The sequence below is a fragment of the Nonomuraea sp. LPB2021202275-12-8 genome, from assembly GCF_037044575.1.
In the GTDB taxonomy this organism is placed as follows: Bacteria; Actinomycetota; Actinomycetes; order Streptosporangiales; family Streptosporangiaceae; genus Nonomuraea.
Genome location: NZ_JBAHWD010000032.1, coordinates 41,032 through 66,458, shown reverse-complemented (window position 1 = coordinate 66,458; position 25,427 = coordinate 41,032). Strand labels below are relative to the sequence as shown.

At 70.2% G+C, this 25,427-nt stretch carries 34 protein-coding genes; 32 read left to right on the top strand and 2 right to left on the bottom strand.

The features are described from left to right. From V5E28_RS38300 to V5E28_RS38285, 4 genes are read left to right on the top strand one after another with little or no spacing between them, the layout of a single operon-like run. A complete protein-coding gene (locus V5E28_RS38300; protein WP_336214423.1) occupies positions 1–405 on the top strand; it encodes a hypothetical protein in 405 nt (134 codons plus the stop codon). Next, positions 402–878 carry a hypothetical protein gene (locus V5E28_RS38295; RefSeq protein ID WP_336214421.1) on the top strand — a complete coding sequence of 159 codons (477 nt, stop codon included), beginning with the start codon at positions 402–404 and terminating at the stop codon, positions 876–878. Before V5E28_RS38300 ends, V5E28_RS38295 begins: the two co-directional genes overlap by 4 nt. Next, positions 875–1,621: a DNA-methyltransferase gene (locus tag V5E28_RS38290; RefSeq protein ID WP_336214420.1), complete on the top strand. Its 747-nt coding sequence runs from the start codon at positions 875–877 to the stop codon at positions 1,619–1,621. Before V5E28_RS38295 ends, V5E28_RS38290 begins: the two co-directional genes overlap by 4 nt. Next, positions 1,615–2,391 carry a DNA cytosine methyltransferase gene (locus V5E28_RS38285; protein ID WP_336214419.1) on the top strand — a complete coding sequence of 259 codons (777 nt, stop codon included), beginning with the start codon at positions 1,615–1,617 and terminating at the stop codon, positions 2,389–2,391. The genes V5E28_RS38290 and V5E28_RS38285 overlap by 7 nt, the downstream gene beginning before the upstream one ends. Here the strand turns inward: V5E28_RS38285 and V5E28_RS38280 are convergent. Further along, on the bottom strand, positions 2,375–2,497 hold the full coding sequence (locus V5E28_RS38280) for a hypothetical protein (RefSeq protein WP_336214418.1): 123 nt from the start codon (positions 2,495–2,497) through the stop codon (positions 2,375–2,377). The genes V5E28_RS38285 and V5E28_RS38280 overlap by 17 nt on opposite strands. 12 nt (positions 2,498–2,509) lie before the next feature. Between V5E28_RS38280 and V5E28_RS38275 the strand changes: the two genes are divergently transcribed. From V5E28_RS38275 to V5E28_RS38255, 5 genes are all read left to right on the top strand, one after another. After that, a complete protein-coding gene (locus V5E28_RS38275; protein ID WP_336214415.1) occupies positions 2,510–2,779 on the top strand; it encodes a hypothetical protein in 270 nt (89 codons plus the stop codon). Next, on the top strand, positions 2,776–4,101 hold the full coding sequence (locus V5E28_RS38270) for a PBSX family phage terminase large subunit (RefSeq protein ID WP_336214413.1): 1,326 nt from the start codon (positions 2,776–2,778) through the stop codon (positions 4,099–4,101). The genes V5E28_RS38275 and V5E28_RS38270 overlap by 4 nt, the downstream gene beginning before the upstream one ends. A 160-nt stretch (positions 4,102–4,261) precedes the next feature. Then, positions 4,262–4,957, top strand: a complete 696-nt coding sequence (locus V5E28_RS38265) for a hypothetical protein (RefSeq protein WP_336214411.1) — start codon at positions 4,262–4,264, stop codon at positions 4,955–4,957. A gap of 47 nt (positions 4,958–5,004) precedes the next feature. After that, positions 5,005–5,472 (top strand): hypothetical protein, encoded by a 468-nt coding sequence (locus V5E28_RS38260; RefSeq protein WP_336214409.1) that lies wholly within the window; start codon positions 5,005–5,007, stop codon positions 5,470–5,472. 1 nt (position 5,473) lies between these two features. Next, complete coding sequence (locus V5E28_RS38255) at positions 5,474–5,929, top strand: hypothetical protein (protein ID WP_336214406.1); 456 nt, start codon at positions 5,474–5,476, stop codon at positions 5,927–5,929. On the opposite strand, the gene V5E28_RS38250 is transcribed toward V5E28_RS38255, so the two are convergent. After that, entirely contained in the window at positions 5,812–6,639 is an 828-nt protein-coding gene (locus V5E28_RS38250; RefSeq protein WP_336214405.1) for a sulfotransferase family protein, read from the bottom strand. The two genes, V5E28_RS38255 and V5E28_RS38250, sit on opposite strands and share 118 nt — an antisense overlap. Before the next feature lie 17 nt (positions 6,640–6,656). Here V5E28_RS38250 and V5E28_RS38245 point away from each other — a divergent pair, with 17 nt between their 5' ends. The 23 genes from V5E28_RS38245 (at position 6,657) to V5E28_RS38135 (ending at position 25,367) form a co-directional block, all read left to right on the top strand. Then, positions 6,657–7,367 (top strand): hypothetical protein, encoded by a 711-nt coding sequence (locus V5E28_RS38245; protein WP_336214404.1) that lies wholly within the window; start codon positions 6,657–6,659, stop codon positions 7,365–7,367. A gap of 16 nt (positions 7,368–7,383) precedes the next feature. Beyond that, positions 7,384–8,097, top strand: coding sequence for a hypothetical protein (locus V5E28_RS38240; RefSeq protein ID WP_336214403.1), 714 nt, complete (start codon positions 7,384–7,386; stop codon positions 8,095–8,097). 15 nt (positions 8,098–8,112) lie between these two features. Continuing rightward, positions 8,113–8,403, top strand: a complete 291-nt coding sequence (locus V5E28_RS38235) for a hypothetical protein (protein ID WP_336214402.1) — start codon at positions 8,113–8,115, stop codon at positions 8,401–8,403. A 58-nt stretch (positions 8,404–8,461) separates the two neighbouring features. After that, complete coding sequence (locus tag V5E28_RS38230) at positions 8,462–8,596, top strand: hypothetical protein (protein ID WP_336214401.1); 135 nt, start codon at positions 8,462–8,464, stop codon at positions 8,594–8,596. Continuing rightward, positions 8,597–10,168 carry a phage portal protein gene (locus V5E28_RS38225; RefSeq protein WP_336214399.1) on the top strand — a complete coding sequence of 524 codons (1,572 nt, stop codon included), beginning with the start codon at positions 8,597–8,599 and terminating at the stop codon, positions 10,166–10,168. A 24-nt stretch (positions 10,169–10,192) separates the two neighbouring features. After that, positions 10,193–13,330 carry a phage minor capsid protein gene (locus V5E28_RS38220; RefSeq protein WP_336214397.1) on the top strand — a complete coding sequence of 1,046 codons (3,138 nt, stop codon included), beginning with the start codon at positions 10,193–10,195 and terminating at the stop codon, positions 13,328–13,330. 74 nt (positions 13,331–13,404) lie between these two features. Further along, complete coding sequence (locus V5E28_RS38215) at positions 13,405–14,232, top strand: hypothetical protein (RefSeq protein WP_336214395.1); 828 nt, start codon at positions 13,405–13,407, stop codon at positions 14,230–14,232. 39 nt (positions 14,233–14,271) lie between these two features. After that, a complete protein-coding gene (locus V5E28_RS38210; RefSeq protein WP_336214394.1) occupies positions 14,272–15,213 on the top strand; it encodes a P22 phage major capsid protein family protein in 942 nt (313 codons plus the stop codon). Positions 15,214–15,292: 79 nt separating this feature from the next. Next, complete coding sequence (locus tag V5E28_RS38205) at positions 15,293–15,676, top strand: hypothetical protein (RefSeq protein ID WP_336214392.1); 384 nt, start codon at positions 15,293–15,295, stop codon at positions 15,674–15,676. Continuing rightward, positions 15,676–16,059, top strand: coding sequence for a hypothetical protein (locus V5E28_RS38200; RefSeq protein ID WP_336214391.1), 384 nt, complete (start codon positions 15,676–15,678; stop codon positions 16,057–16,059). Before V5E28_RS38205 ends, V5E28_RS38200 begins: the two co-directional genes overlap by 1 nt. Further along, positions 16,046–16,387 carry a hypothetical protein gene (locus tag V5E28_RS38195; RefSeq protein WP_336214389.1) on the top strand — a complete coding sequence of 114 codons (342 nt, stop codon included), beginning with the start codon at positions 16,046–16,048 and terminating at the stop codon, positions 16,385–16,387. Before V5E28_RS38200 ends, V5E28_RS38195 begins: the two co-directional genes overlap by 14 nt. Before the next feature lies 1 nt (position 16,388). Then, positions 16,389–16,787 carry a hypothetical protein gene (locus V5E28_RS38190; protein WP_336214388.1) on the top strand — a complete coding sequence of 133 codons (399 nt, stop codon included), beginning with the start codon at positions 16,389–16,391 and terminating at the stop codon, positions 16,785–16,787. Positions 16,788–16,800: 13 nt separating this feature from the next. Next, complete coding sequence (locus V5E28_RS38185) at positions 16,801–17,109, top strand: hypothetical protein (protein WP_336214386.1); 309 nt, start codon at positions 16,801–16,803, stop codon at positions 17,107–17,109. Next, entirely contained in the window at positions 17,106–17,471 is a 366-nt protein-coding gene (locus V5E28_RS38180) for an HK97 gp10 family phage protein (RefSeq protein ID WP_336214385.1), read from the top strand. Before V5E28_RS38185 ends, V5E28_RS38180 begins: the two co-directional genes overlap by 4 nt. Beyond that, positions 17,468–17,914: a minor capsid protein gene (locus V5E28_RS38175; protein WP_336214384.1), complete on the top strand. Its 447-nt coding sequence runs from the start codon at positions 17,468–17,470 to the stop codon at positions 17,912–17,914. The genes V5E28_RS38180 and V5E28_RS38175 overlap by 4 nt, the downstream gene beginning before the upstream one ends. 70 nt (positions 17,915–17,984) lie before the next feature. Further along, complete coding sequence (locus V5E28_RS38170; protein WP_336214383.1) at positions 17,985–18,455, top strand: phage tail tube protein; 471 nt, start codon at positions 17,985–17,987, stop codon at positions 18,453–18,455. Continuing rightward, entirely contained in the window at positions 18,455–18,853 is a 399-nt protein-coding gene (locus V5E28_RS38165; protein ID WP_336214381.1) for a DUF7426 family protein, read from the top strand. Before V5E28_RS38170 ends, V5E28_RS38165 begins: the two co-directional genes overlap by 1 nt. Then, a complete protein-coding gene (locus V5E28_RS38160) occupies positions 18,742–19,116 on the top strand; it encodes a hypothetical protein (RefSeq protein WP_336214380.1) in 375 nt (124 codons plus the stop codon). The genes V5E28_RS38165 and V5E28_RS38160 overlap by 112 nt, the downstream gene beginning before the upstream one ends. A 7-nt stretch (positions 19,117–19,123) precedes the next feature. Then, positions 19,124–21,178, top strand: a complete 2,055-nt coding sequence (locus V5E28_RS38155) for a phage tail protein (RefSeq protein ID WP_336214379.1) — start codon at positions 19,124–19,126, stop codon at positions 21,176–21,178. A 52-nt stretch (positions 21,179–21,230) separates the two neighbouring features. Further along, positions 21,231–23,657 carry a hypothetical protein gene (locus V5E28_RS38150; RefSeq protein WP_336214377.1) on the top strand — a complete coding sequence of 809 codons (2,427 nt, stop codon included), beginning with the start codon at positions 21,231–21,233 and terminating at the stop codon, positions 23,655–23,657. Positions 23,658–23,660: 3 nt separating this feature from the next. After that, on the top strand, positions 23,661–24,539 hold the full coding sequence (locus V5E28_RS38145; RefSeq protein WP_336214376.1) for a hypothetical protein: 879 nt from the start codon (positions 23,661–23,663) through the stop codon (positions 24,537–24,539). Positions 24,540–24,548: 9 nt separating this feature from the next. Then, positions 24,549–25,088 (top strand): hypothetical protein, encoded by a 540-nt coding sequence (locus V5E28_RS38140; RefSeq protein WP_336214375.1) that lies wholly within the window; start codon positions 24,549–24,551, stop codon positions 25,086–25,088. A 9-nt stretch (positions 25,089–25,097) separates the two neighbouring features. After that, the gene (locus tag V5E28_RS38135) at positions 25,098–25,367 is read left to right on the top strand and encodes a DUF2829 domain-containing protein (protein WP_336214374.1); all 270 of its coding nucleotides are present in this window, start codon (positions 25,098–25,100) and stop codon (positions 25,365–25,367) included. The last annotated feature ends 60 nt before the right edge of the window (positions 25,368–25,427 follow it).

The following is a 25,427-nucleotide window of genomic DNA, read 5'->3' as shown; positions in this document are numbered from 1 at the left end:
GTGGGGGCCTGGTACGAGCCGCCTCCGCCGGACTGGACGGTGGAGCTGCCGCCCGGCCTGAAGCTGCTCAACAGCAACCAGCGGCCCCACCCGATGGTGCGGGCGAAGTTGACCCGAGTGCTGCGCGAGGCCGGCCAGCGTGCCGCGGCCGAGGCGGGCATCCCGCACATGGAGCGGGTGTACGTGATCTGCGAGCTGCGGCCGAGCGACCGGCGCCGCCGGGACCCGGGCAACTGGTACCCGTCTGCGAAGGCGGCCGTGGACGGCGGCCTGGTCGACGCCGGCGCGCTGGACGACGACGACCACACGCGGCTGATCGGCCCCGACATGCGCCTCGGCGAGGTCGTGCGCGGCAGCCAGCTCGTCTTGCACATCTGGGACATCGGGGGAGGTGCTCGGAGTTGACCGTGGGCAAAGCCCGTCAGATCGAGATCGCCGAGCGCCGTCAGAAGGCGACACAGATGCGCCTGGCCGGCATGAGCATGCAGATGATTGCCGACCAGCTCGGGTACGCCGGGCCGGGCGCGGTCTCCAAGGACCTGACCCGGGCGATGCGGGCCGCCGCGAAGGCCCAGCAGCTCAACAGCGAGGAACTGCTGCAGATCGAGGTTGACCGGCTGGACCGCATGATGGCCGGGTTGTGGAGCAAGGCGATCACCGGCGACACCAAGGCCGTCGAAGTCGTCGAGAAGATCATCTATCGGCGCTGCCAGCTGCTCGGCCTGGACCTGATCAACCGCAACGGCGTTCAGGACGGCGACGTGGTCAGCCTGCTCGGCGCCCTGTTCCAGCAGATTCAGACCCGCAACCAGCAGATCACCGTCGAAGCCGACGTCGTCTACGAGCTGGAGCCCGCAGAGGACGAGGAGGCCGCGTGACGCTGGCCCCGTACTGGAGCCGCGACGGCCTGTCCCTGTACCTCGGCGACTCCCGGGAGATCCTTCCGCAGCTCGGCGTGCAGGCCGACCTGGTGCTCACAGATCCGCCCTACGGTGATACCGATCTTGAGTGGGACGTCTGGCCCGAGGGCTGGGTGGCCGCCGCCGCGACCGTCTCCAGCGCCATGTGGTGCTTCGGGTCGATGCGGATGTTCCTCAAGCACCAGGCCGAGTTCGAGGCGGCGGGCTGGAAGTTCAGCCAGGACCTCGTGTGGGAGAAGAACACCGGCACGAATCCGATGACGGACCGTTTCCGCAGGATCCACGAGCACGCGCTGCACTTCTATCGCGGCAGGTGGGACGCCGTCAGGCACGCCACCCCGCGCATCCTGCGGCAGGGCCCGTCCATCGGCGCCACTCGACAGCGCGGTGGCCGCGCCGGGCACCTCGGCTACTACGGCCCCAGCGTCTACGTCGACGACGGCACCCGCCTGCACTCCAGCGTGATCCACCACCCGAACCTGCTCGGCAAGGGCATCCACACCACACAGAAGCCGGTCAAGGTGCTCCAGCCGCTACTCATGTACGGCTGCCCGCCCGGCGGCCTGGTCGTGGATCCGTTCGCCGGCAGCGCGGCCACGCTGTGGACCGCCGTGCAGCTCGGCCGCCGCGCCATCGGTGTCGAGGGCAGCGAGGAGATCCTGCAGCGCGCCGTGGCGGCGCTCGAGGCCGCCCGATGGTGAGTGCGGGCCCGCGGATCGGGTCGCTGTTCACCGGGATTGGCGCGCTCGACTTGGCTGTCGAGGCTGTCTACGGCGGCCGGGTGGTGTGGCAGTCCGAGGTCGACTTCGACGCCTGCCGGGTGCTGCGCGAGCGGTGGCCCGGCGTGCGCAACCTGGGCGACATCTCCGCCATCGACTGGGCCACCGTCCCCGAGATCGACATCCTCGCCGGCGGGTTTCCCTGCACGGACACGTCTCAGGCAGGTCGGAAGGAGGGCATCGGCGGTGCGCGCTCAGGTCTCTGGTCGTTCATGGCCGAAGCCGTTCGCTATCTTCGACCCCGGCTCGTCGTCGTGGAGAACGTCGCCGGACTCCGGCACCGCGGCTTCGACGTGGTACTCGGCGACCTGGCCGCGGCAGGGTTTGATGCGGCGTGGACGAGCCTACGAGCTGCCGACGTCGGCGCCCCGCACCTCCGTGAGCGCGTCTTCCTCGTGGCGTGGGCTGCCGACGCCAAGGGCGACGGACGGTTCCAAGGGCGGCCCGAACCAGCGGGGCTCGCGCGGCGACCTGATGCTGCCCTCGGCGGTGGTGCGGTTGCCGACGCCGACGGCCGCGCTGGCGACGGGCGGGCAGATGACGCGCGGCGGGGACCGCTCGGACGAGCTGCTGCTGGGCGGGATCGCCCGGCGGGCGCTGCTGGCGACGCCGACCTCGAATCTGGGGACGAGGGGCGGGAGTCAACCGGCGGAGAAGAGGAGAGCTGGGGGACACTCAGTTTCCCTCGCTGACCAGGTCGAGCACCAGGGCCCTGCTGCCGACACCCACGGTCTCGGCCTTTGGCGGGCCGAGCGTGGGCAGCAGGGGCGGCGGCCTGGATCTGCAGTCAGCGATCATGCTGCTGCACGGGTGGACTGGGGAAAGTACGCCACGGCGATCGCCATCTGGGAGGCCCTGAACGGGCCCGCTCCGGAGCCGGTCGAGCCCGGCGCCAAGACGGGGCTGCGGCTCGCGCCGCGATTCGTCGAGTGGATGCAGGGCCTGCGGCCGGGCTGGGCGACCGGCCTGGGCATGTCGCGCCGGGCGATCTTCCGGCTCTTGGGCAACACCGTCGTCCCGCAGCAGGCCACGGCGGCGCTGCAGCTGCTCGAAGCGCGCCGGGAGGTGGTCCGCCGGTGAGCACTCCTGCGACGGCCACGGCGGAGGAGGGGCGCAAGCTAGGCCCGGTCGTATCGCTTTCTCCCGCGCAAGAGAAAAGCATCGCGAATTCGACAGCACGCATAAATCTATGGAGTGGAAGCGTAAGATCTGGAAAAACTATCGCCTCCCTTCTGCGATTCTTAATCTATGTGGCGACTGCGCCGCGCGGTGGTTCTCTAGTCATTGTCGGTAAAACGGCTGACACCATCTACAGAAACGTCTTTGAGCCGCTCATGGATCCGTCTCTGACCGGCCCAGTAGCACGTCGGATTTTCCATACTCGGGGCGCTCCGACTGCGAATGTTCTCGGTCGCCGGGTCGAGATCGTTTCGGCCGCTGACGTCCGATCGGAGTCCCGTCTACGTGGTATGACCTGCGCAGGCGCGTACGTGGACGAGGCGTCGCTGATCCCGGAGGGCTTCTGGGACCAGCTCCTCGCCCGCCTATCAGTTTCGGGCGCTCAGCTTTTCGCAACGACCAACCCGGACGCGCCGAACCACTGGCTCCGCAAGCGCTTCATTTTGCGCGTGAACGAGCTGGACATGCGCTATTTCCACTTCACTCTGGACGACAATCCGGCATTGGATCCGGTCTACGTCGCCAATCTGAAGATGGAATACACCGGCCTGTGGTATCGCCGCTTCATTCTGGGCGAATGGTGCATGGCTGAAGGCGCAATTTACGACATGTGGGACCCGGACCGCATGATCATCGACACCCTTCCGCAAATAGAGAAGTGGATCGGCGTCGGCATCGACTACGGCACGGTCAACCCCCTGTCGGCGATCCTCGCCGGCGTCAGCGTCCCGGACCACTTCGGCCAGCGCCGCCTCGTCCTGGCCTCCGAGTGGCGCTGGGACAGCAAGGCCGAGCGGCGGCAACTCACCGACGCGGAGTACTCCGAGCGCATCACCGGCTGGCTCGACCACATCCCGGACCCGTACGGGCCAGGGACGATGGGCGTGCGCCCGGACTGGATCATCGTCGACCCCAGCGCCGCGAGCTTTGTGGCGCAGCTCCACAGGGATGGCTTCGTGCCCACCCTCGGCGACAACGCCGTCCTGGACGGCATCCGCTCCGTGTCCAACCTGATCGCCGCCGACCAGCTCAGAGTCCACCGCTCCTGCGCGGGCTGGCTCGGCGAGGTCGGCAGCTACAGCTGGGACGACCGCAAGGCGGAGAAGGGCGACGACGCCCCGATCAAGCTCGACGATCACAGCCTGGACGCCTCCCGCTACATCGTCTACACCACCCAGTCGGTGTGGCAGCAGCTCCTCGAGCCAGTCACCGGCAACTACTGACCATCCACACGTCCGCCCCGCATCTCGCGGCCGGGGTGGGCCGCTCCGCACGCCCGTCCCCGTGGCGTCGCGTCGAGCACCTGCGGTGGTCCTAGTCCGCGCTGTTGAGGGGCGGCGCGGGCCAGGACCACTCGCACACCATCGGGAGGGAGGGGAGGCCGTGTCGATCGAACTGCTGCCTGGCCCCGCGCTGGAGACCGGCGATGAGGTCATGCATCTTCAGACCGCCGCGTTCGACGCGCCTGCTGGCTCGTTCCTCGTCGCCGGGTTCGCGGGCGGCGCCGAGTCGTCCTTCGAGATCTCCGGCGGAGGGCTGACGTGGACGGCGCGGCAGGCAGGCATCAACGGCTGGGCTCACGTCTGGACCGCGCCCTGCCCCACCGACAAGACGGCCATCACCATCCTGGGCGGCGGCGAGGACTTCACCTGGGGCGGGCTGAAGGTGTGGGTGCTGGACGGGCAAGACCCGTCCGCACCGCTCGGCAAGATCACGCGAGGCACCGTCGCCACCAACAACGCCAACGTGGCCGCCTACACCGCCACCGGGCCCGGCTCGCTCGGATTCTGCGTCGCTTACGAGACCAGCATCTCGAACTCCAATGCCCCCACCAGCACTGATGTGTACGAGAGCTACAGCATGCTCGCCGTGTACGGCGACCCCGGCGGCGGCCTGTTCATGCGCAAGGCCGCGACGGCGTCGGCCACCAACCAGTCGATCCCGTTCAACCTCGACGCCCCAGGGACGGGAACCGCCGGTTGGGAGTGGGTTGCGCTGGAAGTGCTGCCCATGCCGGGCGGCGGCGGCGTGCGAGTCCTGCAGTCGATGACCGCCGTCCACCGCGCGGCGAGCTGGTAGCCGCCCCCTCTTCCCTTTCCTGTTTCAGCGACCGTGAGGAGACGGGCGTGGATTTCATCTGCAACATCGCCAAGGGGCGCGGGGTGGAGTTCTACCACCGCGTCAAGCAGAGCGATCCGACTGGCTCTGCCCTGCTCGTGGTGGCGCTCGCCGCCACCGGGCTGGCTGGCGACGGCGTCCTGCAGGACGCCGACACCCTGGCCGCCATCCTGAGCGGCTCGTCCAACGAGGTGACCAACGACGGCTACGCGCGCAAGGCGCTGGTGGCCGCCGACCTGGCCGCGTGGGCGCCGGACGACGCCAACGACCGGGTAGACCTCGACATCCCCGACCAGACGTGGAACAACGTGCTGGCCGGTGACGGCTGGGCCAAGCTGATGGTCTGCTACCGGCCCGCCCCGGCATCCCCGGACTCCGACGTGGTGCCGATCAGCGGGCATGACTTCCTGGTCACCCCGGACGGCACCCACATCGTGGCGCAGATCGACGCTGCGGGCTTCCTGCGGGCGGCCTGACATGGCCAAGTGCGGATACACGATCCAGGCCCCGTGGACGGCGTTGGCGGCCGGCGTGGGCAAGACGCTCCTGCAGGTGGCCATCCCCAGCACGTTCGGGCTGGAGCTGAAGAAGATCCGGATCGGCTGCAACGGCGTCTCCGCCGCGGCGGTGCCCGGCGTGATCGAACTCATCACCGCCACGGCGGCGGGTGCCAGCTCTACCTCGGCGAGCGTGCAGCAGCTGTACGGCCGGACGATCCCGCACGGGCTGACCGCGCAGCACACGCTGACCGGCGAGCCCACGGGCATCGTGTCGGTCGACCCGTGGCCACTCACGCCGAACGGCGGGCTCGTCCTCTACGACTGGCCGCTGGGTGACAGCCCGGACTTCGCGCCGTCTTCGGTGCTCGGCATCCGGGCGACGTTCCCGGCCGTCGTGTCGCTGATGGCGACGCTGTGGGTGGAGCGCATCTGACGCGGATACCCCCACTCGGCGGCGAGCTCGTCAACCAGGGGCAGCCCGAGGTCGGCGATGACGCGGCCGGGCAGGACACGGCCGGAGTGGATTTTCTCGCTCCAGTCGCCGAGCCCTCGCCGCCAGCGCTGCGGGTGGTTGTCGCCGTACTCGAGCATGCTCGGCTCGTACGGCAGGCCCAGCTCGGCGCACAGCCGCCGGACCTGGTCTTGCGGGTCGGCGGTCAGCTCCTCGTACCGGACGGTCGTCCCAGGCAGAGCAGCCCGCGCGGCGGTCACCGCTCGCATGAACCGGGCCAGCCGCTCGGCGCCGGCCGCTGGTGGCAGGTGCGTGGCCCGCGACCATGAGGCCGCGATCGCGGCCGGGTGGCGCAGGAGGAACACCCAGCGGGCGTCCGGCCAGCAGTCGGCCATCCGCTGCCAGTGCAGCACGTCCAGCGGGCTTTTGTGGACCAGCACCTGCTTGCCGGAGCGCTGCAGCTCGGCGTGGAGCAGCCGGTCCCACAACAGGCTCTCCAGGTCAGGCGGCTTCCAGCCGAGCGCCCGCATGCCGAGCGTCGCGGTGGTCGGCGGCGCGGCGACGCTGATGCCGGTCAGGGTGATCTCGTGCGGCGCGTGCACGAGGCTGTGACTGCCGAGGACCGCCCGCAGCATCGTCGATCCGGACCGGGGCGCGCAGGCGATGATCACAGGCTGGTTCAGCAGTCGCATACCCGAGGAGGCTATCCATGGCCAACCGGGTCGCCGCCAACTACACCAGCTCGGGCGGCTTGACCACCCACGAGATCTCGTTCACCGCGCCGGCAGCGGGATCGCGGCTCATCGTCGCGATCATCTGCCCGGGGGAGATAGAACCCGGCGGTCTGTACCTCCCCGCCGATACCAGCCGCAACTTCGTCCTGGACGCCGCCGTCAACGCCTTCTACACCGTAGGTGGCGGCACGGCCACGATCTTCTCCATCATCTCCAACGGCACCGAGACGCTCCTCCATGTCGAGCCGAGCTTCATCGACAACGCAGACGTACTGGTGTGGGAGCGTGACGACTGCCCCGCCGTGCTCAGCTCCGACACCGTCGAGGACGACACCACCAGCCTGGCGATGGGCGTGGAGATCCCCGATCACGGGCCCGGCGGGCTGCTCGTGGCCGTCGCGCACAGCAATACCAACGTGTCGGGCAACCTGACGCTCGGCGGCATGCCGACGCTGACGAACTACCGCAACGGTGTTGGCGTCACCGGCAAGCGCAACGTCAGCTCGGCCACCCCGCCGGCCGCTGGCGAGTACACGTGGAGCGTGAGCGGCTTCCCGCCACCCCCATTCGGCGGCGACGCCGGCCTGGCCGTCGTCACCTACGGATCGCCGCCCGGCGCCGCCGCAGTCTCCCGCCCCACCATCAGCCTGCCGCGAGCTGCCGCCCAGCGGGCTTCGGTCTGGTAGCCGCAAGGGAGGGCCCGTGGCTCGAGCTGGCAGATCCCACCCGAACCGCCCCGTGCTGGTGCGTGCACCCGCCGGACCACCGGTCATCACGCCCGTCGAGGAACTCGACACCGCGCTGCCTGTCACGGCCGCCCGAGGCGGCACGGTCGCCGTGGTGGCCGCCAGCGAGACCGCTGGCCAGGTAACCGCGCTCAAGGCCCGGACCACGTCGCTGCTCGGCGAGGCCGACATCGCCCTGCCGGTCACGCCGGTCAAGGTGGTGCACGTCGGCCTGGCCGACGAGCAGGCCGAAGCGAGGCCCGCGACGGGCAGCAAGATCCGCGCTGTGGGCCGGGTCGCCGAGACCGACACCGCAGGCATGGTGCGCGCCGAGGCCCGCGTCTACCAGGCGGTCGAGACCGACGTCGCGCTGCCGATCCGCCCAGCCAAGAGGCGGCAGGCGATGTCAGCCATCGACACTGGGCACGCCCGGCCGATCCGCCCGGTCAAGAAGGTGCCGGTCGGCCTGGCCGTCGAGACGAGCCTGGCGCGGCCGGTGAGCGGCGTGAAGAGGCGCCTGGTGAGCCAGGCCGTCGAGACGAGTCAGGCGCAGCGCTTCTTCCCTGGTCCGTCCATCGTCGTCCCGGTCGGCATGGCCAGCGAGACCTCCACCGCGACCCACATCGGCCGCATCTGGGCGGTGCTGCGCGCCCACCGAATCCGGCGCGGCTGGTCTGCCCGCCTGCACTAATCCCGAGGGGGCGTGGTGGATCCGATCAGCAGTGAATCGCGCGAGTACCTGCGCGTACATGTCGAAGGCGCCGCCGGCGTCGAACCCGTGGAGATCGCGTTCACGACGCCCGGCGTCGAACCGCTCGAGGGCCAGTGGCACCTCGCCGAGTGGGAGAGCAGCGGCCACGAGAGCGCACACGCCCGCATCCTGGTCGGCCCTGATGCGGACGTGACGCTCGCGGCCGGCACCTACCAGGCGTGGACGCGGATCACCCGCGACCCGGAGCGGCCAGTGCTGCCCTGCGGCCTGGTGCCGGTCATCTGACCTGTTTCCCACCATTCATCTAGATCTTGGAAGGGCCGCCGTGACCTTTGATGAGGCCGTGGCCAACGCAACCAGGCTGCTCAATTTCGCCGAGGTGGAGACCACCAACATGGCGCTGATGGAGCGGCTGGAGTCGCTGGCCGACTCGTGGCTGACCATGGCCGCGCTGATCGCCGAGAGGGAGAGGGTGTAGATGCCGCTTCCCACTCGTGATCAAGAGTGGCCGCCGCCGTGGATGCGGCCGGTCACGCGCATGTACCTGCAGCACTCCGCGTGGTACTCAGGCGACCCGGACAGGCTCGCCAAGGCCTACGGCGCCGACACGATCCCCGGTCTCGGACTGGACCTGAAGGGCTGGGACCGGCCGATGGCCGCCTCGGGCGGTTTCCTCGGCCGCGTCAGCCGGTTCTTCTGGGGCAGCCCGACCCCCGCCGGTCAGTCCAGGAGCACAAAGCTGCATGTTCCCCTGGCAGGGGACATCTCCAGCACCAGCGCGGACCTGCTGTTTTCCGAGCCGCCCACGCTGCGCGTCGGCGGAAAGAAGAGCCAGAACCGGCTGGAGAAGATCCTCAACGAGGGCAGCGTGTATCCCAGCCTGCTGGAGGCCGCGGAGATCGCCTCCGCCTTCGGCGGCGCGTACCTCCGCGTGGGCTGGGACACGACCATGGCGGAGTACCCCGTCGTTGACGTCATCCCGCCGGACGCCAGCGTGCCGGAGTTCGTCAGCGGCCGGCTGTGGTCGGTGATCTTCTGGCGGGTGGTCGCCGAGGACAACAAGCAGGTGCTCCGGCACCTCGAAAAGCATGAGAGAGGCCGTGTCTACCACGGCCTCTATCTGGGCGATGAGCGCCGCCTGGGCATCCAGGTCCCTCTGTCGGAGCACCCGGAGACGGCGCACTTCGCCGAGATGGTCGACGAGGATGGCGGCTTCGCCAGCGGCTATGACAAGGGGCTGCTCGTCAGCTACGTCCCGAACATGCGTCCCCACCGGCGCTTGCGCGGGACGCAGCTCGGCCGCAGCGACTACTCCGGGGTTGAACCGCTGATGGACGCCCTGGACGAGACCTACACGTCGTGGCTTCGCGACCTGCGGCTCGGCAAGGGCCGCGTGATCGTTCCCGACGTCTACCTGCAGAACACCGGGCGCGGGCGCGGCTCGATGTGGGACCCCGACCGCGAGATCTACTCCGGGATCGGGATGCTGCCGCCGCCCGGCGGCAGCGGCTCCAACATGCTGACCATCTCGCAGTTCGCGATCCGCACCGAAGAGCACGCGGCCACCGCGAAGGCCCTCGTCGCGCAGATCCTCCGCGGCGCGGGTTACTCGACGCAGACCTTCGGCGAGGCGAGCAACGACGTGGTCGCCACGGCGACGGAGATCCACAGCCGGGAGCGGCGGTCGTTCACGACCAGGCAGAGGAAGATCGGCTACTGGAATCCCACCCTGTCGTGGATGGCCGATGTGCTGCTCACCATCGACCGGGTCGTCTTCGGCACGAAGGTGTCGTCCGACCGGGCGCTCGTGGAGTGGCCGGACGGCGTGCAGCCCGACCCGGAGTCGGTCGGCCGCACGGTCAACCTGCTCAAGCAGGCCGAGTCCGCCAGCGCGGACGTGCGCGTGCGGATGGTCCACCCCGAGTGGGACGACGAGCAGGTCGAGGCTGAGGTCGAGCGGATCCGGCGCGAGAAGGCGACGGAGTTCGGCGAGGACGCCGACCCGTATGTCGAGGCGTATCTCCCCCGCGACGACGACCTCAGCGGATAGCCCTTCACTTCCTAGGGGGTGGCCGTGGCCTCCCGCACCGTGGCCCCCACCACCGAGGACGCCCAGCACGCACTGAAGGTCGCCGAGGCGATCCAGCAGATGTACCTGGACGCCGAGGACAGCCTGTTCCAGTCGCTGGCCGACCACCTGTGGCGGGCGGCCCGCGGCGCGGCCGTGACCGAGGGCCGCAAGAAGCGGCTGGAGGCCATGCGAGAGCGCCTGGACCGCGGCGACCTCACGGCCAGGCAGCGGCGGGAGCTGGTCACCGACCTGCGCACGCTCGCCGCCGGCGGCGCCGACCCGCGCATGGTTCGCCAGTACCTCGAGCGGCGCTCGGTCGAGGTGAAGGAACTGCGCCGGGAGGCCGGGCGGATCATCCAACGCCTTGAACGACGCGCGTTCCCCACCCTGGTCGAGGCGGTCACTGCCGCGTGGCGGCGCGGCGTCAAGAGCGCCATCGATGACATCAACGACCTGGGCGGCAAGAAGGGCATCCCCGCCGGGCAGGGCGTGGTCGAGATGGCCCGCCAGATGATCACGAACCTGCGCAAGCGGCACATCAGCGCGCTACGCACGATCGACGACCAGTTCCAGGAGGTCAACAAGAACGCGATCGGCCGGGCACTGGCCGGCACGGAGTCGATCGACCAGGTCGTCGAGCGAGAGCTGAAGGACTACGCCAAGCGCGGCGTCACGAGGTTCGTCGACCGCGCCGGCAAGACGTGGGACCTGCCGACGTACGCCGAGATGACCGCGCGCACCTCGGTCATCCGTGCGGCCTCGGACGGGCACACCCGGACGCTGGCCGACAACGGGCACCGGTTCGTGATCGTGTCCCAGGACGCGATCACGTGCCCGCGCTGCGCGCCGTTCGAGGGTGAGATTCTCGCCATCTCCGACGACGGGCCGACCGGCGAGGTCAAGGTCACCCACTTCCTGAGCGACGAGCCCATGACGATCGAGGTCCGCGCCACGATCGAGGGAGCGCGTCGTCTCGGCCTGCAGCACCCCAACTGCGGCCACACCTTCGGCCTGTACACGCCGGGCGTCACCCAGCGTCCGCGGCGGCCGGAGTCCAAGGCGACGTACGAGGACGCCCAGCACCAGCGCCGCCTGGAGCGGGACCTGCGTGCGGCCAAGCGGATCGCCGCTGTGGCGCGCACTCCGACGGAGCAGAAGGACGCGCGGGCCAAGGCCAAGCGGCTGTCGGCGGAGCTCGACGAGCTGGCCGAGTCCAAGGGGCTGCCCCGCAGGCGGCGGCAGGAGCGGGTGCGCGACCTTGCACCAGAAGAGGTGGAGGCGGCTCGGCAGAGCCGCATCAAGGTCAGCCGGGAGACTCGTGGCGCACGGCGCGCGATCGAGCGCGCCTCGCAACGGACCGCGGCCGCGGGCACACGCGACCGGAGGCCGCCGCCGTCGACCGGCAGCGCTCCCATGGGCGGCGGCCCCGATGGCGGCGACGACAGCCCCGGCGGAGGCGGGAGCCCGGCGGGACCGCGCGACGGCGGCCAGGGCCCGACGCCGCTGCAGGAAGCCCGTCGCACGATTGATAGCGCCGAGCAGACCGCCGAGGACGCCGGGAACCGGCGCTCTCGGCCGGCCGGGCAACCAGAGCGCGACGCTGAACCCGAGCGGGAGCCAGAAGGCACGCCGCCTCCGCGGCAGGCAGCGCGAGACGACGCCACGCAGGCCCGCGCCCGGCGTGCGGCTCAGCAGGCCGAGCCGGAGCAGCCGGAGCCGTCCATATGGACGCGCGACCTGCCTGACCCGGCGCAACGGCCTTCCTGGTACGGGCAGGACGAACTGGACGATCGGCAGATCATCACCGAGCCGGACGGCTCCAAGGTGGTGGTCGTGTCGGGCGAGGTGATCGGCCGGGTGCGGCAGAGCCAGGCCCGCCCGGGTCAGTGGCTGGGGCAGCACATCGACCGCTCCCAGGTCAGCAGACGCATGGTGCCCTCGCAGGAGAAGGCCGTGGACGAGCTGATCCGGCAGGCCCAGGAGCGCTGGCGCAAGGCCCACCCGGACGCACCTGCCCCCGAGCCGCCTCGCGTACGGGGCGATGAGCAGGCGCAGCGGCGGGACGAGAAGGAGCGTCTCGACCGGCTGCAGAGCGACGTCAAGGCCGCTGGCCGCGCCCGAGTCGCGGCCGAGGCCCGCGCGAAGGAAGCGCAGGAGGCCGTCGACGTGAGCGGCTCCGGCCGCCGGCCGGAGGACGCCGCCGCCGATCGGCGGCGACTGGTCACGGCGCAGGCGGAGGCCAGGCGGGCGCAGCAGGCAAACGAGGAAGCCCAGGAGCGATTCCGCGAGCACCGCGACGCCACGTTCGCCCGCCGCAGGGACGAGGCCGCCAAGGGGCGCACCCAGCAGCCGGACACTCCGGCGTCCTCTCCGGAGGAGCTGGCCGACCAGATCAGCCAGGCGCAGGAGCGCCTGGCGCGCGCGACGGAGAAGGCCACCGAACGGTACGCCAAGCAAGAGGCCGAGCTGCGCGAGCGGCACGCCCGCGAGCGGGCGAAAGCCGAGGAGGCTGCCGCTCGGGCGACCCAGGAAGACGACGACCCGTTCAGCGGCGGCGGCTCGTGGGCGGCCGACAAGAAGCTGCGCGATCTGGATCGCAAGCTGGCCGACGACGTGCGACGGCTGCGGGCGGGACGCGATCGAGACATCGCCCGGCTGCCGGAGAAGAAGGCGCTGAACGCGGCGCAGGTCGCCAGGGGCCGGGCGTTGACCGCCCGTGCCCAGGAGGCCGAGGCGGCGCCGCCCCCGGAGGCACTCCGAGACCGTGAGGCGGCCGCGGCCACCTATCGGCAGGCGCAGGCGGACATGGTGGCCGCCAACACTGCCCGCCAGGAGGCGGAAGCGGAGGTTGACCGGCTGGAGCGCGAGGTCGCTCAGGCGCAGCGCGCCGCCCAGGACGCCCCGCGTGGCCAGCGCTCTCGGGCGCAGGCGGCGCTCCTGCAGGCCCGCAACGCCGCAGCCGCCGCCCGCGCGAAGGCGCGGGCGCTGGCCGAGCCCGCGCAGAAGACGGGCCAGGCCGCCCGTGCTGCGCGGGAGGCCCTGCTGAAGCTCGACCGATCGACCGTCGCCGATGACGTTGAGGCGCGGCTGGACCGCGCCGACGACCGGAACGACTACGGCTCGAAGTGGGAGCAGATGTAGGCCCCACCACTCATGTTTCGCGGGGGTTCGCCCAGGTGGCGAGCCCCTATCTCATGTCGCCTGAAGGGGCATCTATGCACGATTCGGCTGCGGACCTGCAGACGCCCGGCGCGCTGCTCGGTTACCGCAAGGACGGCAGGCCGATCTACCTCATCGCGGGCGGAGCCCCTGATGACGAGGACGGTACCGCCGAGGAGGAGACCGGGCAGGACCCGGCTGCTCAAAGCGATCCCGCTGGTGAGACCGGCACGGGCAGCGAGACTGCCAAGCCGGACCCCCGCACGATCGACGACCTGCCCGGCTGGGCGCAGAAGGAACTGCGCAGGGCCAGGACGGACGCCGTCAACTACAGGACCAAGCTCGCTGAGGCCCAGCAGACGGCGGATGCGGCGACCAAGGCGCAGGGCCCGCCCGCCGAGGAGCTGATGGCCAGCGCCCAGCAGGAGCTGGCAACGAAGATCGGCAAGGCGCTCGGCCTGGTCGCCGAGGAGGAGAAGCCGCCGGACCCGCAGGAGATCATCAACCGGCTCACCTCCGAGCGCGACACCACCGCGCAGGAGCGCGACGCCGAGAAGGACCTGCACCGCCGGGCGATGGTCGAGCTGGCCGTGCACAAGGCCAGCGGCAAGCTCGGCGCGGACGCCGAGGCCCTCCTCGATTCGCGCAGCTTCCTGCGCGCGATCAACGATTTCGACCCCACCACGGAGGGGTTCCAAACCTCGCTCGACGAGGCGATCACCTCCGCGATTGAAGCGAATCCCAAGTTCAAGGCCATGTCGGCGGCCGGTCCGCCCGCACGGTCTGGCGGCGACTTCACCGGCGGGTCCGGTGGGCGCTCCAGCGATCCGGAGCTCATGTCCATCGACGACTTCCGTAAGGCGCGCAAGAAGAAGAGCGCCTGATCAGTCGTCTTTCCCGTTTCCGTTAAGGAGTAGGCCGCCGTGCCTAATACTTTCCTCACGCCAAGCGTGATTGCCAAGCAGGCGCTCGCGACGCTGTACGAGACCTGCGTCATGGCGCAGCTCGTGCACCGCGACTACGATTCGGAGTTCGCCGCGCGGATCGGCGACACCGTGAATGTCCGCAAGCCCGCCGTGTTCACCGCTCAGGAGTACACGCGGCAGCAGGGCATCACGATCCAGAACGCGTCCGAGGGTTCTATCCCGGTGACGCTGAACCATTTCGCGGACGTTTCCTTCGCGGTGACGACCGAGGAGCTCACTCTCGAAATCGAGGATTTCGGGGCGCAGCTTCTCAATCCGGCGATGGAGGCCATCAGCCAGAAGATCGACCGCGATATTCTGTCGCTGCGCGACGACATTCTCCAGGAGGTCGGCCGGACCGGTCAGTGGCCGTCCAACCCGGCCGGCGCGAACGTCTTCACGCACAACAACCCGCGCACCGGTATCGACGCCCGCCGGGTGCTGAACCAGCGTAACGTGCCCGCCAGCGACCGTTACGCGGTCGTCGGTCCGGAGCTCGAGGCGCTGTGGCTGGGCGACGACCTGTTCAACCGGGCCGACGCTCGCGGCGACACCGATGGTCTCCGGGAGGCGTCTCTGGGTCGCCGGGTTTTCGGTTTCGACCCTTACCAGACGCAGAACATCCACATTCCGACGCAGGTTACCGGCGCGTCCACGACCGAGGTCGGCGTCGCTTTCCACCGCACGGCTTTCGCCCTCGTGACGCGCCCTCTGGTGCTTCCGCAGGGCGCGGCTAACGCCGCCGTCGAGTCGTACAAGGGTTTCGGCCTCCGGGTCGTCATGGACTACGACCTGGACAAGAAGCAGGACGTCGTTTCGATCGACTGCCTTTACGGCACGAAGACGCTCGACCCGAATCGCGCTGTCCTCATCAAGGGTAAGGACGTCGGCGACCCGTGATAGACGCGGGGAAATAAGCCGGAAGCCCGTCAAGAATGGCGGGCTTTTCTGATGCCCGGAGCCTTGAAGGAGGGCCCAAATGGGTTACAAGACCCACAGCATTGACGGGCAGATGGGCGAGGTCTCCCTCGCCCACGTCCGCTCCTACACCAAGCAGGCGGTAATCCCGGCTGGTACTGCCGGCACGTACGCGCTGGCGTACGTGCCGGTCGGCGCGGTCATCACCGCCGTGCGCGTCTATCGGGCGGGCGGCACCACCGCCACCGTGCAGATCGTCAACGGCGCGAGCAACGTGCTCGCCTCGCCGCTGGCCTCGACCACGGACGCGTGGGCGGCCACCACGACGCTCAACAACGCCACGGTGGCCGCCGGGACCGGCATCAACGCCGTGGTGGCCGGCGTGGCGGGTACGCCGACGTCGGTCACGGTGCAGGTCGACTTCATGACGAGCGTGCCTGCCTGATGTGGAGCTACCGCAATTCACGCACCGGGCAGGTGGTCGACCTGCCTGCCCGGTCCGCGCGGCTGGATGCGCTGCCCAACTGGGCGATGATCGGCGCTCCGCTCGACGACATCCCGGACGAGACCGGAGTGGGCCGGATGATTCCGGACACCGCCGGACACGACGGCGCCCCGGACGCAGACGCAGCCGACCAGGTCGTGATGGTTACCGTCGACGACCTCGTGGCCGCCGAGCAGGTCACGCTCCCCCGGCCGCCCGACAACGCTCCCAAGGCCGCGTGGGTCGCCTACGCGATTGCCCGGGGAGCCACGGAATCCGACGCGCGAGCCCTGCGTAAGGACGCGCTGATCGAGGAGTACGGAGGCCCCGATGGCGAGGACTGATCTGACCCCGGTGACCACTTCGCGCACTGGTCTGGCCTGGGCCGGGGCGGCGGCCAACGTGGACGGCCACGCCTTCGGCGACAACGGCAGGCGGCTGGTGCGGCTGAAGAACACCGACGCCGCGGCGCGCACCGTGACCGTCCCGACCGCCGTGCAGGTCGACGGACTGGACGTGGAGGACCTGGAGGTGACCATCCCGGCCACCACCGGGGACGTCACGATCGGGCCCTTCACCTCCGTGTACCGGCAGCCCAACGGCAAGGTCCACCTGGACTACTCCGCCGTGGCGGGCCTGTCGGTGCAGCTGATCGAGTACCCGGCGGCCTGACATGCAGCCCGTGTACGCCACCGCCGACGACTACCAGGAGTACACCTCGCAGGAGCCGCCAGCCGACATCGACCGGCGGCTGGCGCGGGCCTCGGAGCGGGTGGACGAGCTGCTGCGCTCGGCCTGGTATCCGATCGACGAAACCACGCAGCTCCCGACCGAGCCCGGCCACCTGGAGGCCATCGCCCGCGCCACCTGCTCGCAGGCCGCGTGGATGAAGGCGGTGGGCGACGAGTACGGCGTGGCCGCCGCGTTCAGCGACGTCAAGATCGGCTCGGTCAGCCTGAAGCGGGCCGGCGGCGACAACTCCGGGCCCGCCCGGCACGCGCCCGACGCCGTCAGCATCCTCCAGCTCGCCGGACTCCTGCCGGGCTACGTGTTCGACGCCGCGACCTGGTGACGGGAGGCCGCCTGTGCTTCCCGAGTGGCTGCTACAGCACGAGGCCACCATCGAGCCCTACCTGGGCGACGGCGCGTACGGCCCGGTCTGGGGGCCGCCGGTCACGGTGCGATGCCTGGTCGACGACGAACGCCGTCTGGTCCGCGACGAGCAGGGCCTGGAGGTCGTCTCCGACACGACCCTCTACCTGCCACCCGGCACCGTCTGCCCGGCCGGATCCAAGGTGACCACGGGCGGCCGGACCATCACGGTCATCACCGCGTTCAACCGCGACGCAGGGCTGCTCCCCACGCCGAACCATGTGGAGGTGGTGTGCCGATGACGACCACGAGGGTCAGCGGCGCTGACCTCGACCTGAAGATCAACCCCGCCGAGCTCACCGCCCGTCAGCGGCAGGCCGTCATCAAGGGCCTGCGGCACGCGGCCGAGGAAACCCGCACCTACGCGGTGGAGCTCACGCCCAAGGATCGAGGACACCTCCGCGCGAGCGCCGAGGTGTCGGTGGACCCCGCCGCGCTCGAGGCGGCGATCTCCTACAACGTCCCGTACGCCGTCTACGTCCACGAACGCCTAGAACTCCGGCACAAGGTCGGCGAGGCCAAGTTCCTGGAGAAGGCGGTCGCCGTCAAGGCAGAGGACATGCAGGCGATCTTGGCCAAGTACCTGCGCGAGGTGTTCGAGTGACCTGGACCCGCGCGCTGCTGTCCGGGCTCGCCGAGCACCTGGCGGCCTCCGGCGCCGGGGTGTGGCACCCGAACGGCATCTACGCCAGCAACGAGATCGCCATCACGATCGGCGGCCTGCCGGCCGCCCCCGACACCGCGCTCACGCTGGCCGTATACGGCGTCGGCCCCGGCGGCGACGACCCGACCGAACCCGACTCGCAGGTCCTCGTCCAGGCGCGCATCCGCGCCGGGCAGGACCCGCGCATCGTGGACGACCTGGCCGACAGCGTGTTCGGCGCACTCCATGGCCTATCCGACATGGTGCTCGACGGCGGCGTGCTGCTGCTGCAGGCGCTGCGCACCGTGGTCGCGCCGCTCGGCGTCGACGGCTCCGGCCGCTGGGAGCGGGCCGACTCCTACTCCATCCGGGTCCACAGGCCGAGCACGCACCGCCCCGGCTAACCCGCGATCTTCCCCGAACCACCACGCGGTAAGTGCTTTCACTCACCGCGCCTACGCCCAAGGAGGGGCCGTGGCACTGCGATCGCTGCTGGCCAAGGACTGGACCCTGGAGGTCAACACCGGCACCCTTGCCGTGCCGGTGTGGACCACGGTCCGGGGCCTGACCAGCATGGAATTCACCCTGGACGCCGAGACCGAGGACGACTCGGATTTCGATTCGGACGGCTGGGGCAGCGAGGTCGTCACCCAGCGCACCTGGGCGCTGGAGATCGAGGGCCGCCGCAAGCGCGACGACTCTTCGGCGACGTTCATCCCGGACCCGGGCCAGGAGTACCTGCGCCAGGCTGGTCTGGTCGTCGGCCTGACCGCGAACGTGCACGTCCGCTGGTACCGGCGCGACGGCAGCCCCGATGCTTACGAGGGCACGGCCGCCGTCCAGTACGGCGGTGGTGGCGGCGAGGTGACTGACCTCGAGCCGTTCGAGGTCGAGCTGACCGGCCAGGGCAAGCCCATTCAGGTCGAGAACCCGGCGGCCGACTGATGGCTTTCAAGGATCTCGACGACTTCTTCAGCGACGGCCTGGAGCTGCCGGTCGGCGGCAAGACCTATCGCATCCCGGCGCCGAGCGCCGAGACCGGCCTGTTCTGCCAGCGGCTAGCCGAGGCGGGCGTGGCCGCGGCCCAGGGCAAGGACGTGCCCGAGGTGGAGCTGGACGACGTGCGCGAGCTGGAGCTGTACCAGCGGGTGCTCGGCCCCGTCTACGCCGAGCTGATCGCGGATGGCGTGTCCTGGCCCAAGCTCAAGCACGTCGCCATCACGGCGTTCATGTGGGTGGCCGGCAACGAGCAGGCGGCCGAGGCGTACTGGGAGCAGGGCCCGAGCCCGGAAGCTCAGGCCCCGACGAAGACGGGTCGCGCGGCGGCCCGATCGACGAAGTAACGGGGCTTCGCGACTGGTATGAGCCGGGCGATGGCCTGTCGGTCGACTCTCCCGCGGTCACCTGGACGGCACTGCTGGAGCGGTGGGCGCTCATCGAGGCCGACCTGCACGAGTGCTACGGCCTCGACCTTGACGCTCCCGGCCTGCTCACCTCCCGCACCTGGCGCTGGCTGCGGATCCGGATCTTCGGCCTGTTGAAGGCCGAAACCCGCATCGCGCGGGCGCTCGCCCCCGACGACGACAAACCCCGCCATCGGAGGTGAGTGAGCGTTGGCGCTCAAGATCGGCGAGTTGTATGCCTCGCTCTCCTTCAGAGACGAGATGTCCGGGCCGTTCGGCCGGGCGGTGGCCGGCATCAAGGTCCACGCGACCGGCGTCCAGGCGGCGATGATCGCGGCCGGGATGGCGGCCACGCGAATGGGCTCCACCGTCGCCTCGTCCGCTTCCCGGCTGGCGTCGACCTCGATCAAGAGCGGCGCCGCGCTGGCGGGAGTCGGCGCGGCCGGTGTCGCGGCCGGCGGCGTGCTGGCGGCGGCGTTCGTGGGCGGCGCGGTGGCGATCGCGAAGATCGGCATCACGGCGGCGGCGCAGGCGCCCGCGGTGAAGGCCGCCTTCGCCGGGCTGAGCACTTCCGTGAAGGGGGAGCTGGCCTCCGCGGCGACGGTCTTCCAGGGGCCGCTGATCGCCGCTGCCGGGTCGCTGAAGACGATCTTCTCAGGGCAGGTCGCCCCTGCCCTGCAGGGCATGTTCACCCAGCTAGCGCCCCTGATAGGGCAGGCCACGGCCGGGCTGAGCGCCTTCCTGCAGCCGATTCTGCCTGCCGTCCAGGGCATCGTCGGAGCGGCGGCGCCCATGCTGGGCCAGCTCGCGGGCAGTCTTGGCCAGTTCGGTGGGCAGCTCGCGGGGTTTCTTGCCCCGGTTTCGGCTGCTTTGTCCGAAAACTCCGGTTTGCTTGCGACCCTGGTGACGGGGCTTGGCGGTGTTCTCCAGGCCCTGGGCCCCCTGCTCGGCGCGTTGGTCCAGCTCGCAGGCTCGCTGGCCGGGCCGCTCATGGGCGGGCTGACCACGATCGCGTCGACCTTGTCGGCGCAGCTCGCGCCCGTGCTCGTGAAGCTCGGACCACTCATCGGACAACTGCTGACAAACTTCGCAGGCATCGCGTCGGCGCTGCTTCCACTGCTCCCGCCGATCTTGCAACTCGCGGGCACCTTGGCCAGCGCCTTCCTGCCCGTCCTGGTCCAGGTGGCCCAAACGATCACCGCTGCTCTACAGCCGGTGCTAGTTCAGCTACAGCCCGTGATCGGCCAGCTAGCAGGCGTTTTCGGTCAGTTGATCAGCGCCGTGATGCCACTCCTGCCGCCGGTCGCGCAGCTCGTCGGCACCCTGGCGACCGCCCTGCTGCCCGCACTCCTCCCCCTGGTTCCGCTGGTCGGAGAGATCGTCGGCGCACTAGGCGGCGCCCTAGTTCAGGCTATTTCAACTGTTCTGACCGCTTTTACGCCGATCCTGCCCGTTTTCACTCAACTGGGTCAATCGCTCCTGCCTCCGATCCTGGAGCTGATCAAGGCCCTCAACCCCATCCTGCAACTCGCCGCAACGATCTTCGCCAAGGTCGTCGGCGCCGTGACCCCCTTCCTGCCACCCCTGATCCAACTCGGAACGTCCATCCTCCCGCTGGTCATCTCCATCGTCACCGCCCTGGCCAAGCTCCTGACCGGCGATTTCCAAGGCGCGTTCGACACGATCAAGCAGGGCGTGATCAATTTCGGAAACACGATCACCGGAGCCTTCAAGAAGCTCTGGTCACTCGGCTCCGACCTGGTCACAGGCATCAAGGACGGCTTCGTCCGAGCCTGGAACGCCTTCGTCGACACGATCACGAATCTGGCCTCCGGCGTCGTCGACAAGGTCAAGGGGATCTTCGGCATCAGCAGCCCGTCCAAGGTGTTCGCCGAGATCGGCCGGTACAACGTGCTCGGCCTGATCCAGGGCATGACCTCCGAGGAGAAGACGCTGACCGGCACCGCGCAGCGGCTCGCCGGCCTCGCCGTGGACACCGTGCGCAACGCCATGAACGGCAAGTCGGCGAAGACGTCACTGCTGCACTCGGCGCTCGCCAAGGCGAACCGCCTGGCCGGCAAGGCGGCCCCCGCCGCCCACGTCCTCGGCGCGGACCAGATCGCCACGCTCCCCGGCGTGGACTACCCGGGCAAGGCTGGCGCTCAGACGGTCATCAACCAGACCGTCTACTACCCAGTGTCCGAGCCCAGCAGCAAGGCCATGAACCGCGGCCTGCAGTACGCCGCGGCGCTCGGCCTCGCCTGACCTCGTCGCCGCGCGCCACCTCCATTCCGAACCCCACGGGAGGTGGCGCGCGGTGGCGATCAACGTCGGCACGCTGTTCGCCACGATCGGGCTACGCGACACCCTGTCGCGCGACCTGATCCGCGCTGTCGGCAACCTACGCGCCGCCGCCCGCGCGGCCGGGCTCCACACCGACAGCATCTCCTCGGCCGCCGCCCGCATGGCCGACCGAGTCGGCGGATCCTTCGCCGCGCTCGGCGTCGGCGTGACCGCTTCGGTCGTCCGGCTCGGCACGCAGATCACGCTCGCCGCCGGCAAGCTGGCACTGCTCGGCGCCACCGCCGCGGCGGCAGCGCACGGCGTCGTCGTGCTCGGCAGCGCCCTGGCCCCCGCCGTGGGCGCGCTGGCCGCGCTGCCCGGCGCTGCCGCGCTCGGCGCCGCCGCGCTGGCCACCCTGGCAGTCGGCCTGTACGGCGTGCAGGACGCGTTCAAGGCCGCGCTCGGCGACGACCGGGCCAAGTTCGAGGAGTCGCTCGCCCAGCTCGCCCCCGCGGCGCAGGCCGCCGCTCGTGAGCTTCGAGCGCTCAAGCCCACCCTGGACGCGCTGCGCCGCAGCGTGCAGGAGGCCCTGTTCGCCCCGCTGGCCGGCCAGCTCTCCGCCGTCGCGCAGGTCCTGCTCGGCCCCCTGTGGACAGGCATGTCGTCGGTCGCGGCCGAGATCGGCCGCGCTGGCGCGCGTGTGGCAGAGTTCGCCCGCTCCGGGCTCGCCGTCAACGCGGTCATCGTCGTGTTCGAGCGGCTGCGCTCCATCGTCTCCGACCTGCAAGTCGCCGTGGAGCCGCTACTCACGGGCTTCACCAAGCTCGCGATCGTCGGCGCCGACTTCACCGCCTCGCTCGCCCCCGGCATCGCCCAGCTCGCCGTGCGGGTTGGTGAGTTCCTGTCGTCCGCCGCCGACTCCGGCCGCGCCTTCGCCTGGATGCAGGGCGCGGTCGAGGTGTTCCGGCAGCTCGGCCAGATCGCGCTGGACGTGTGGCGGATCATCTCCGGCGTCTTCGACGCGATGCGCGCCGCCGGCGGCGACGCGCTCGGCGTGCTCGGCACGCTCGTGGGCAGCATCGCGGACTTCGTCAGCTCGGGCCAGGGCCAGCAGACCCTGGTGTCGATCTTCGTGGCGCTGCGCACCGCCGCACTCGCCCTGGCCCCCGTGCTCGCCGCCATGGCGGTCGGGGTGGGGCAACTCGCCCCGATCCTCGGGCAGCTCGCGCTGCTCGCCGGGCCGATCTTGACCGGCGCGGTTCAGGCGCTGGTGCCCGCCCTGGCCGCGCTGCAGCCCGGCCTCCTCGCCGTGTTCAACGCGCTCGGCCAAGGGGTGGCCGCCGTAGGGCCCGCGCTCCTGGTCGCCGGTCAGGCGCTCTCGGTCCTGATGGTCGCGGCCTCTCCCCTGCTCCCGGTGATCGGGCAGCTCGCGGCACTGATCGTCGGCAGCCTGGCCGCCGGGATCGCCACCACCCTGCCGTCCATCCACCTGCTCGTCGCGGCCCTCGGCCAGACCCTGATCGCGGCGGCCCCGCTCGTACCGCTGCTCGTCGGCCTGGCCGCCTCCTTGATCAACAACCTCCTCCCCGCGATCCTGCCGCTTCTCCCCCAGGTCGCGCTCCTGATCAGCCACCTGGCGACTGGGCTGCTGCCCGCCCTCCAGCCGCTCATCGCCCTCGCGGCGCAGGCCGCCGAGATCGTCGGCACTTTCCTGGTTGCCGCGTTTTCCCAGCTCACGGCCGCCGTGGTGCCGCTGCTGCCCGATCTGACCACCCTGACGGTGATCGCCGGGACCGCGCTGCTGACCGCGCTGCGTGATCTGGGACCGCACCTGCTGTCGATCATTCGCAGCTTCACCGACCTGCTACCGGTGATCCTTCCCCTGCTGCCGCCCCTGCTGCAGCTCACCATGCAGCTTCTCCCCCCGCTGGTCAGCCTGGTCGACGCCGTGGCGCGGCTGCTGCGTGGTGACCTGACCGGCGCCCTCGGCACCGCCGGGCGCGCGATCGTCGACTTCCTCGGGGTGGTTGGCCAGCTCGGCTGGGCGCTGCTCGAGGGCCTGTGGCACGGCATCCAGGCGGCCGGAGCCTGGTTCCGGGACGTGATCTTCAATTTCTTTCGGACTTTGATGCCGGACTGGGTCCGCCAGGCCCTCGGCATCCACTCCCCCAGCCGGGTCTTCGCGGGTATCGGCGAGCAGACCATGCTCGGCATGCGCGCCGGCATGCTCGCCACCAGCCGCCAGGTGCTCACCGCGGCCGCGGATATCGCCGAGGACCTGGCCAGCTCGTTCCGGCCGGAGCTGACCGCCGACATGCGCGCGACCGGGCAGAGCGTCACCGGCTCCGGCCGCGCTGGGACAACGGTCATCCACGTGACCGCGTACAACCCGCAGGCCGAGGCCACATCCGACACGATCAACCGCGGGCTGGCGCTCGCGGGCATGCTGGGGGTGGTCTGACCCGTGCCGACCTACAACCTGGACGGGATCCCGCTCGACCATCCAGCACGCTGCTGGCACCTCACCCCCGACACCCGCCGCCGCCCCCTGCCCGGGGTGCGAGCGGTCGAGGTGACCGTGCCCGGCCGCGCTGGAGAGCTTCCGATCGTCGGCCTCGACCACGAGACGACCACGGTCCCTCTGGGCCTGGTCGTCACCGGGCGCACGCCCGCCGGCGAGGACGGCGGTTACGAGCAGCTGGAACACAACCTGGAAGCTCTCGCCGCGCTACTCGGCGTGCGGCATCGGCTCATGACGCTGCGGTACGAGGCCGGGACCATCGTGCGCGAGGCGCAAGTGACCATCACCGCTGTGTCCGAGCCAGACGTGCGCATCGGCGCCGCCCGCGCCCGGGTCACCGCCGTGGTGCGCGTGCCCGGCGTGTACTGGCGCGACGAGATCACCAGCACGTGGACAGGCTCAGCCAACACCGCTTCCCAGCCGGTGACCACGCTGGCGGGCTCGACCGGCCCGATCACAGACGCGCTGATCCGCATTACCGGGCCGGCCGTGAATCCCACCGTCGTCGACGTGGCGACCGGCGGCACCGTCATGCGGCCATCCGGGCTGCTCGCGGGCGAGCGGCTGCTCATCGACTGCGCGGCGATGCGCGCCTCCAAGGCCACGATCGACACCTGGGACCTGACGCCCGGCCCGGACGTCACCGACGTCACCGGCACCATCCAGGCCACCGGCCCTGGCTCGGCGTTCAGATGGCTCCACCTCGTCCCCGCCGTGGGCGTGCTCGACCCGTTCTCGCGCGTGGTGCTCGTCACCACCACGGCGACCTCCACCACGGTGGCATCCAAGATCGAGATCCGCGCTCGCCGCTCCTATCTGTAGGGAGATTGAATGCATCAGCATCTGGAGTATCGGTCGCCGGGCCAGTACGGCTTCACCCAGACAGTTCCGACGTGGCTAACCAACGCCGAGGTCCCCGTGCCGCCTGGTGACGTTCCCCTCGCCTATGCGATGACGCTGTACATCCCGCCTGGCCAGGAATGCACCAGCGTAGCGATCGCAATGCGAGGCTTCACTGATTCCGCCGGCACCATCCAAGCCGGGGTCTACCAGAACCTCGCTGGCGTAATGCTGCCCATCGGGATCACCGATCCGACCACCGTGATGTGGGACAGCGCCTGGCATTCCGCCCACTTCCCGGCACCGATCGCAGCGTCCGACGACCTGCGGAAGGTCAAGGTGGTCGTCTCGGTGGCGAACGCGACCGACGCCGTGGTCATGACATTCGCGCCGAACGGCTTCGCAGGCCCCTTCATGCACCTGCTCGCCAGCGATGTCAGCACCCAGGTCACAGAGCTGCCTGCCGTGCTGAACATGTCCGCACCTGCATGGCGGCCGTTCGATCAGTTCCCGATCATCGCTCTAGCCTGAAAGGCACCCATGGACTTCTCCGAGGCGCTTCGCCACTGTAAGGCGGGCAAGAAGATCTCCCGCACGGGATGGAACGGCCAGGGCATGTTCGTCGTCCTACAGCAGGGCTACCCGGACGGCATCCCCATCAACTCCAACACGGCGCTGGCCACCGGCATCGCCGAGGGAACTGTCCGCCGGTTCCGGCCGTACCTGATGCTGCACGCAGCCGACGGCTCGTTCGTGCCGTGGCTGGCCTCGATGAGCGACCTGCTCGAGGACGACTGGACGGTTTCCTGACTTCAGGCCGTTAGCAACTCGCCGAACGGACGGCCAGGATGACCTCTTGCGCGTAGTCCT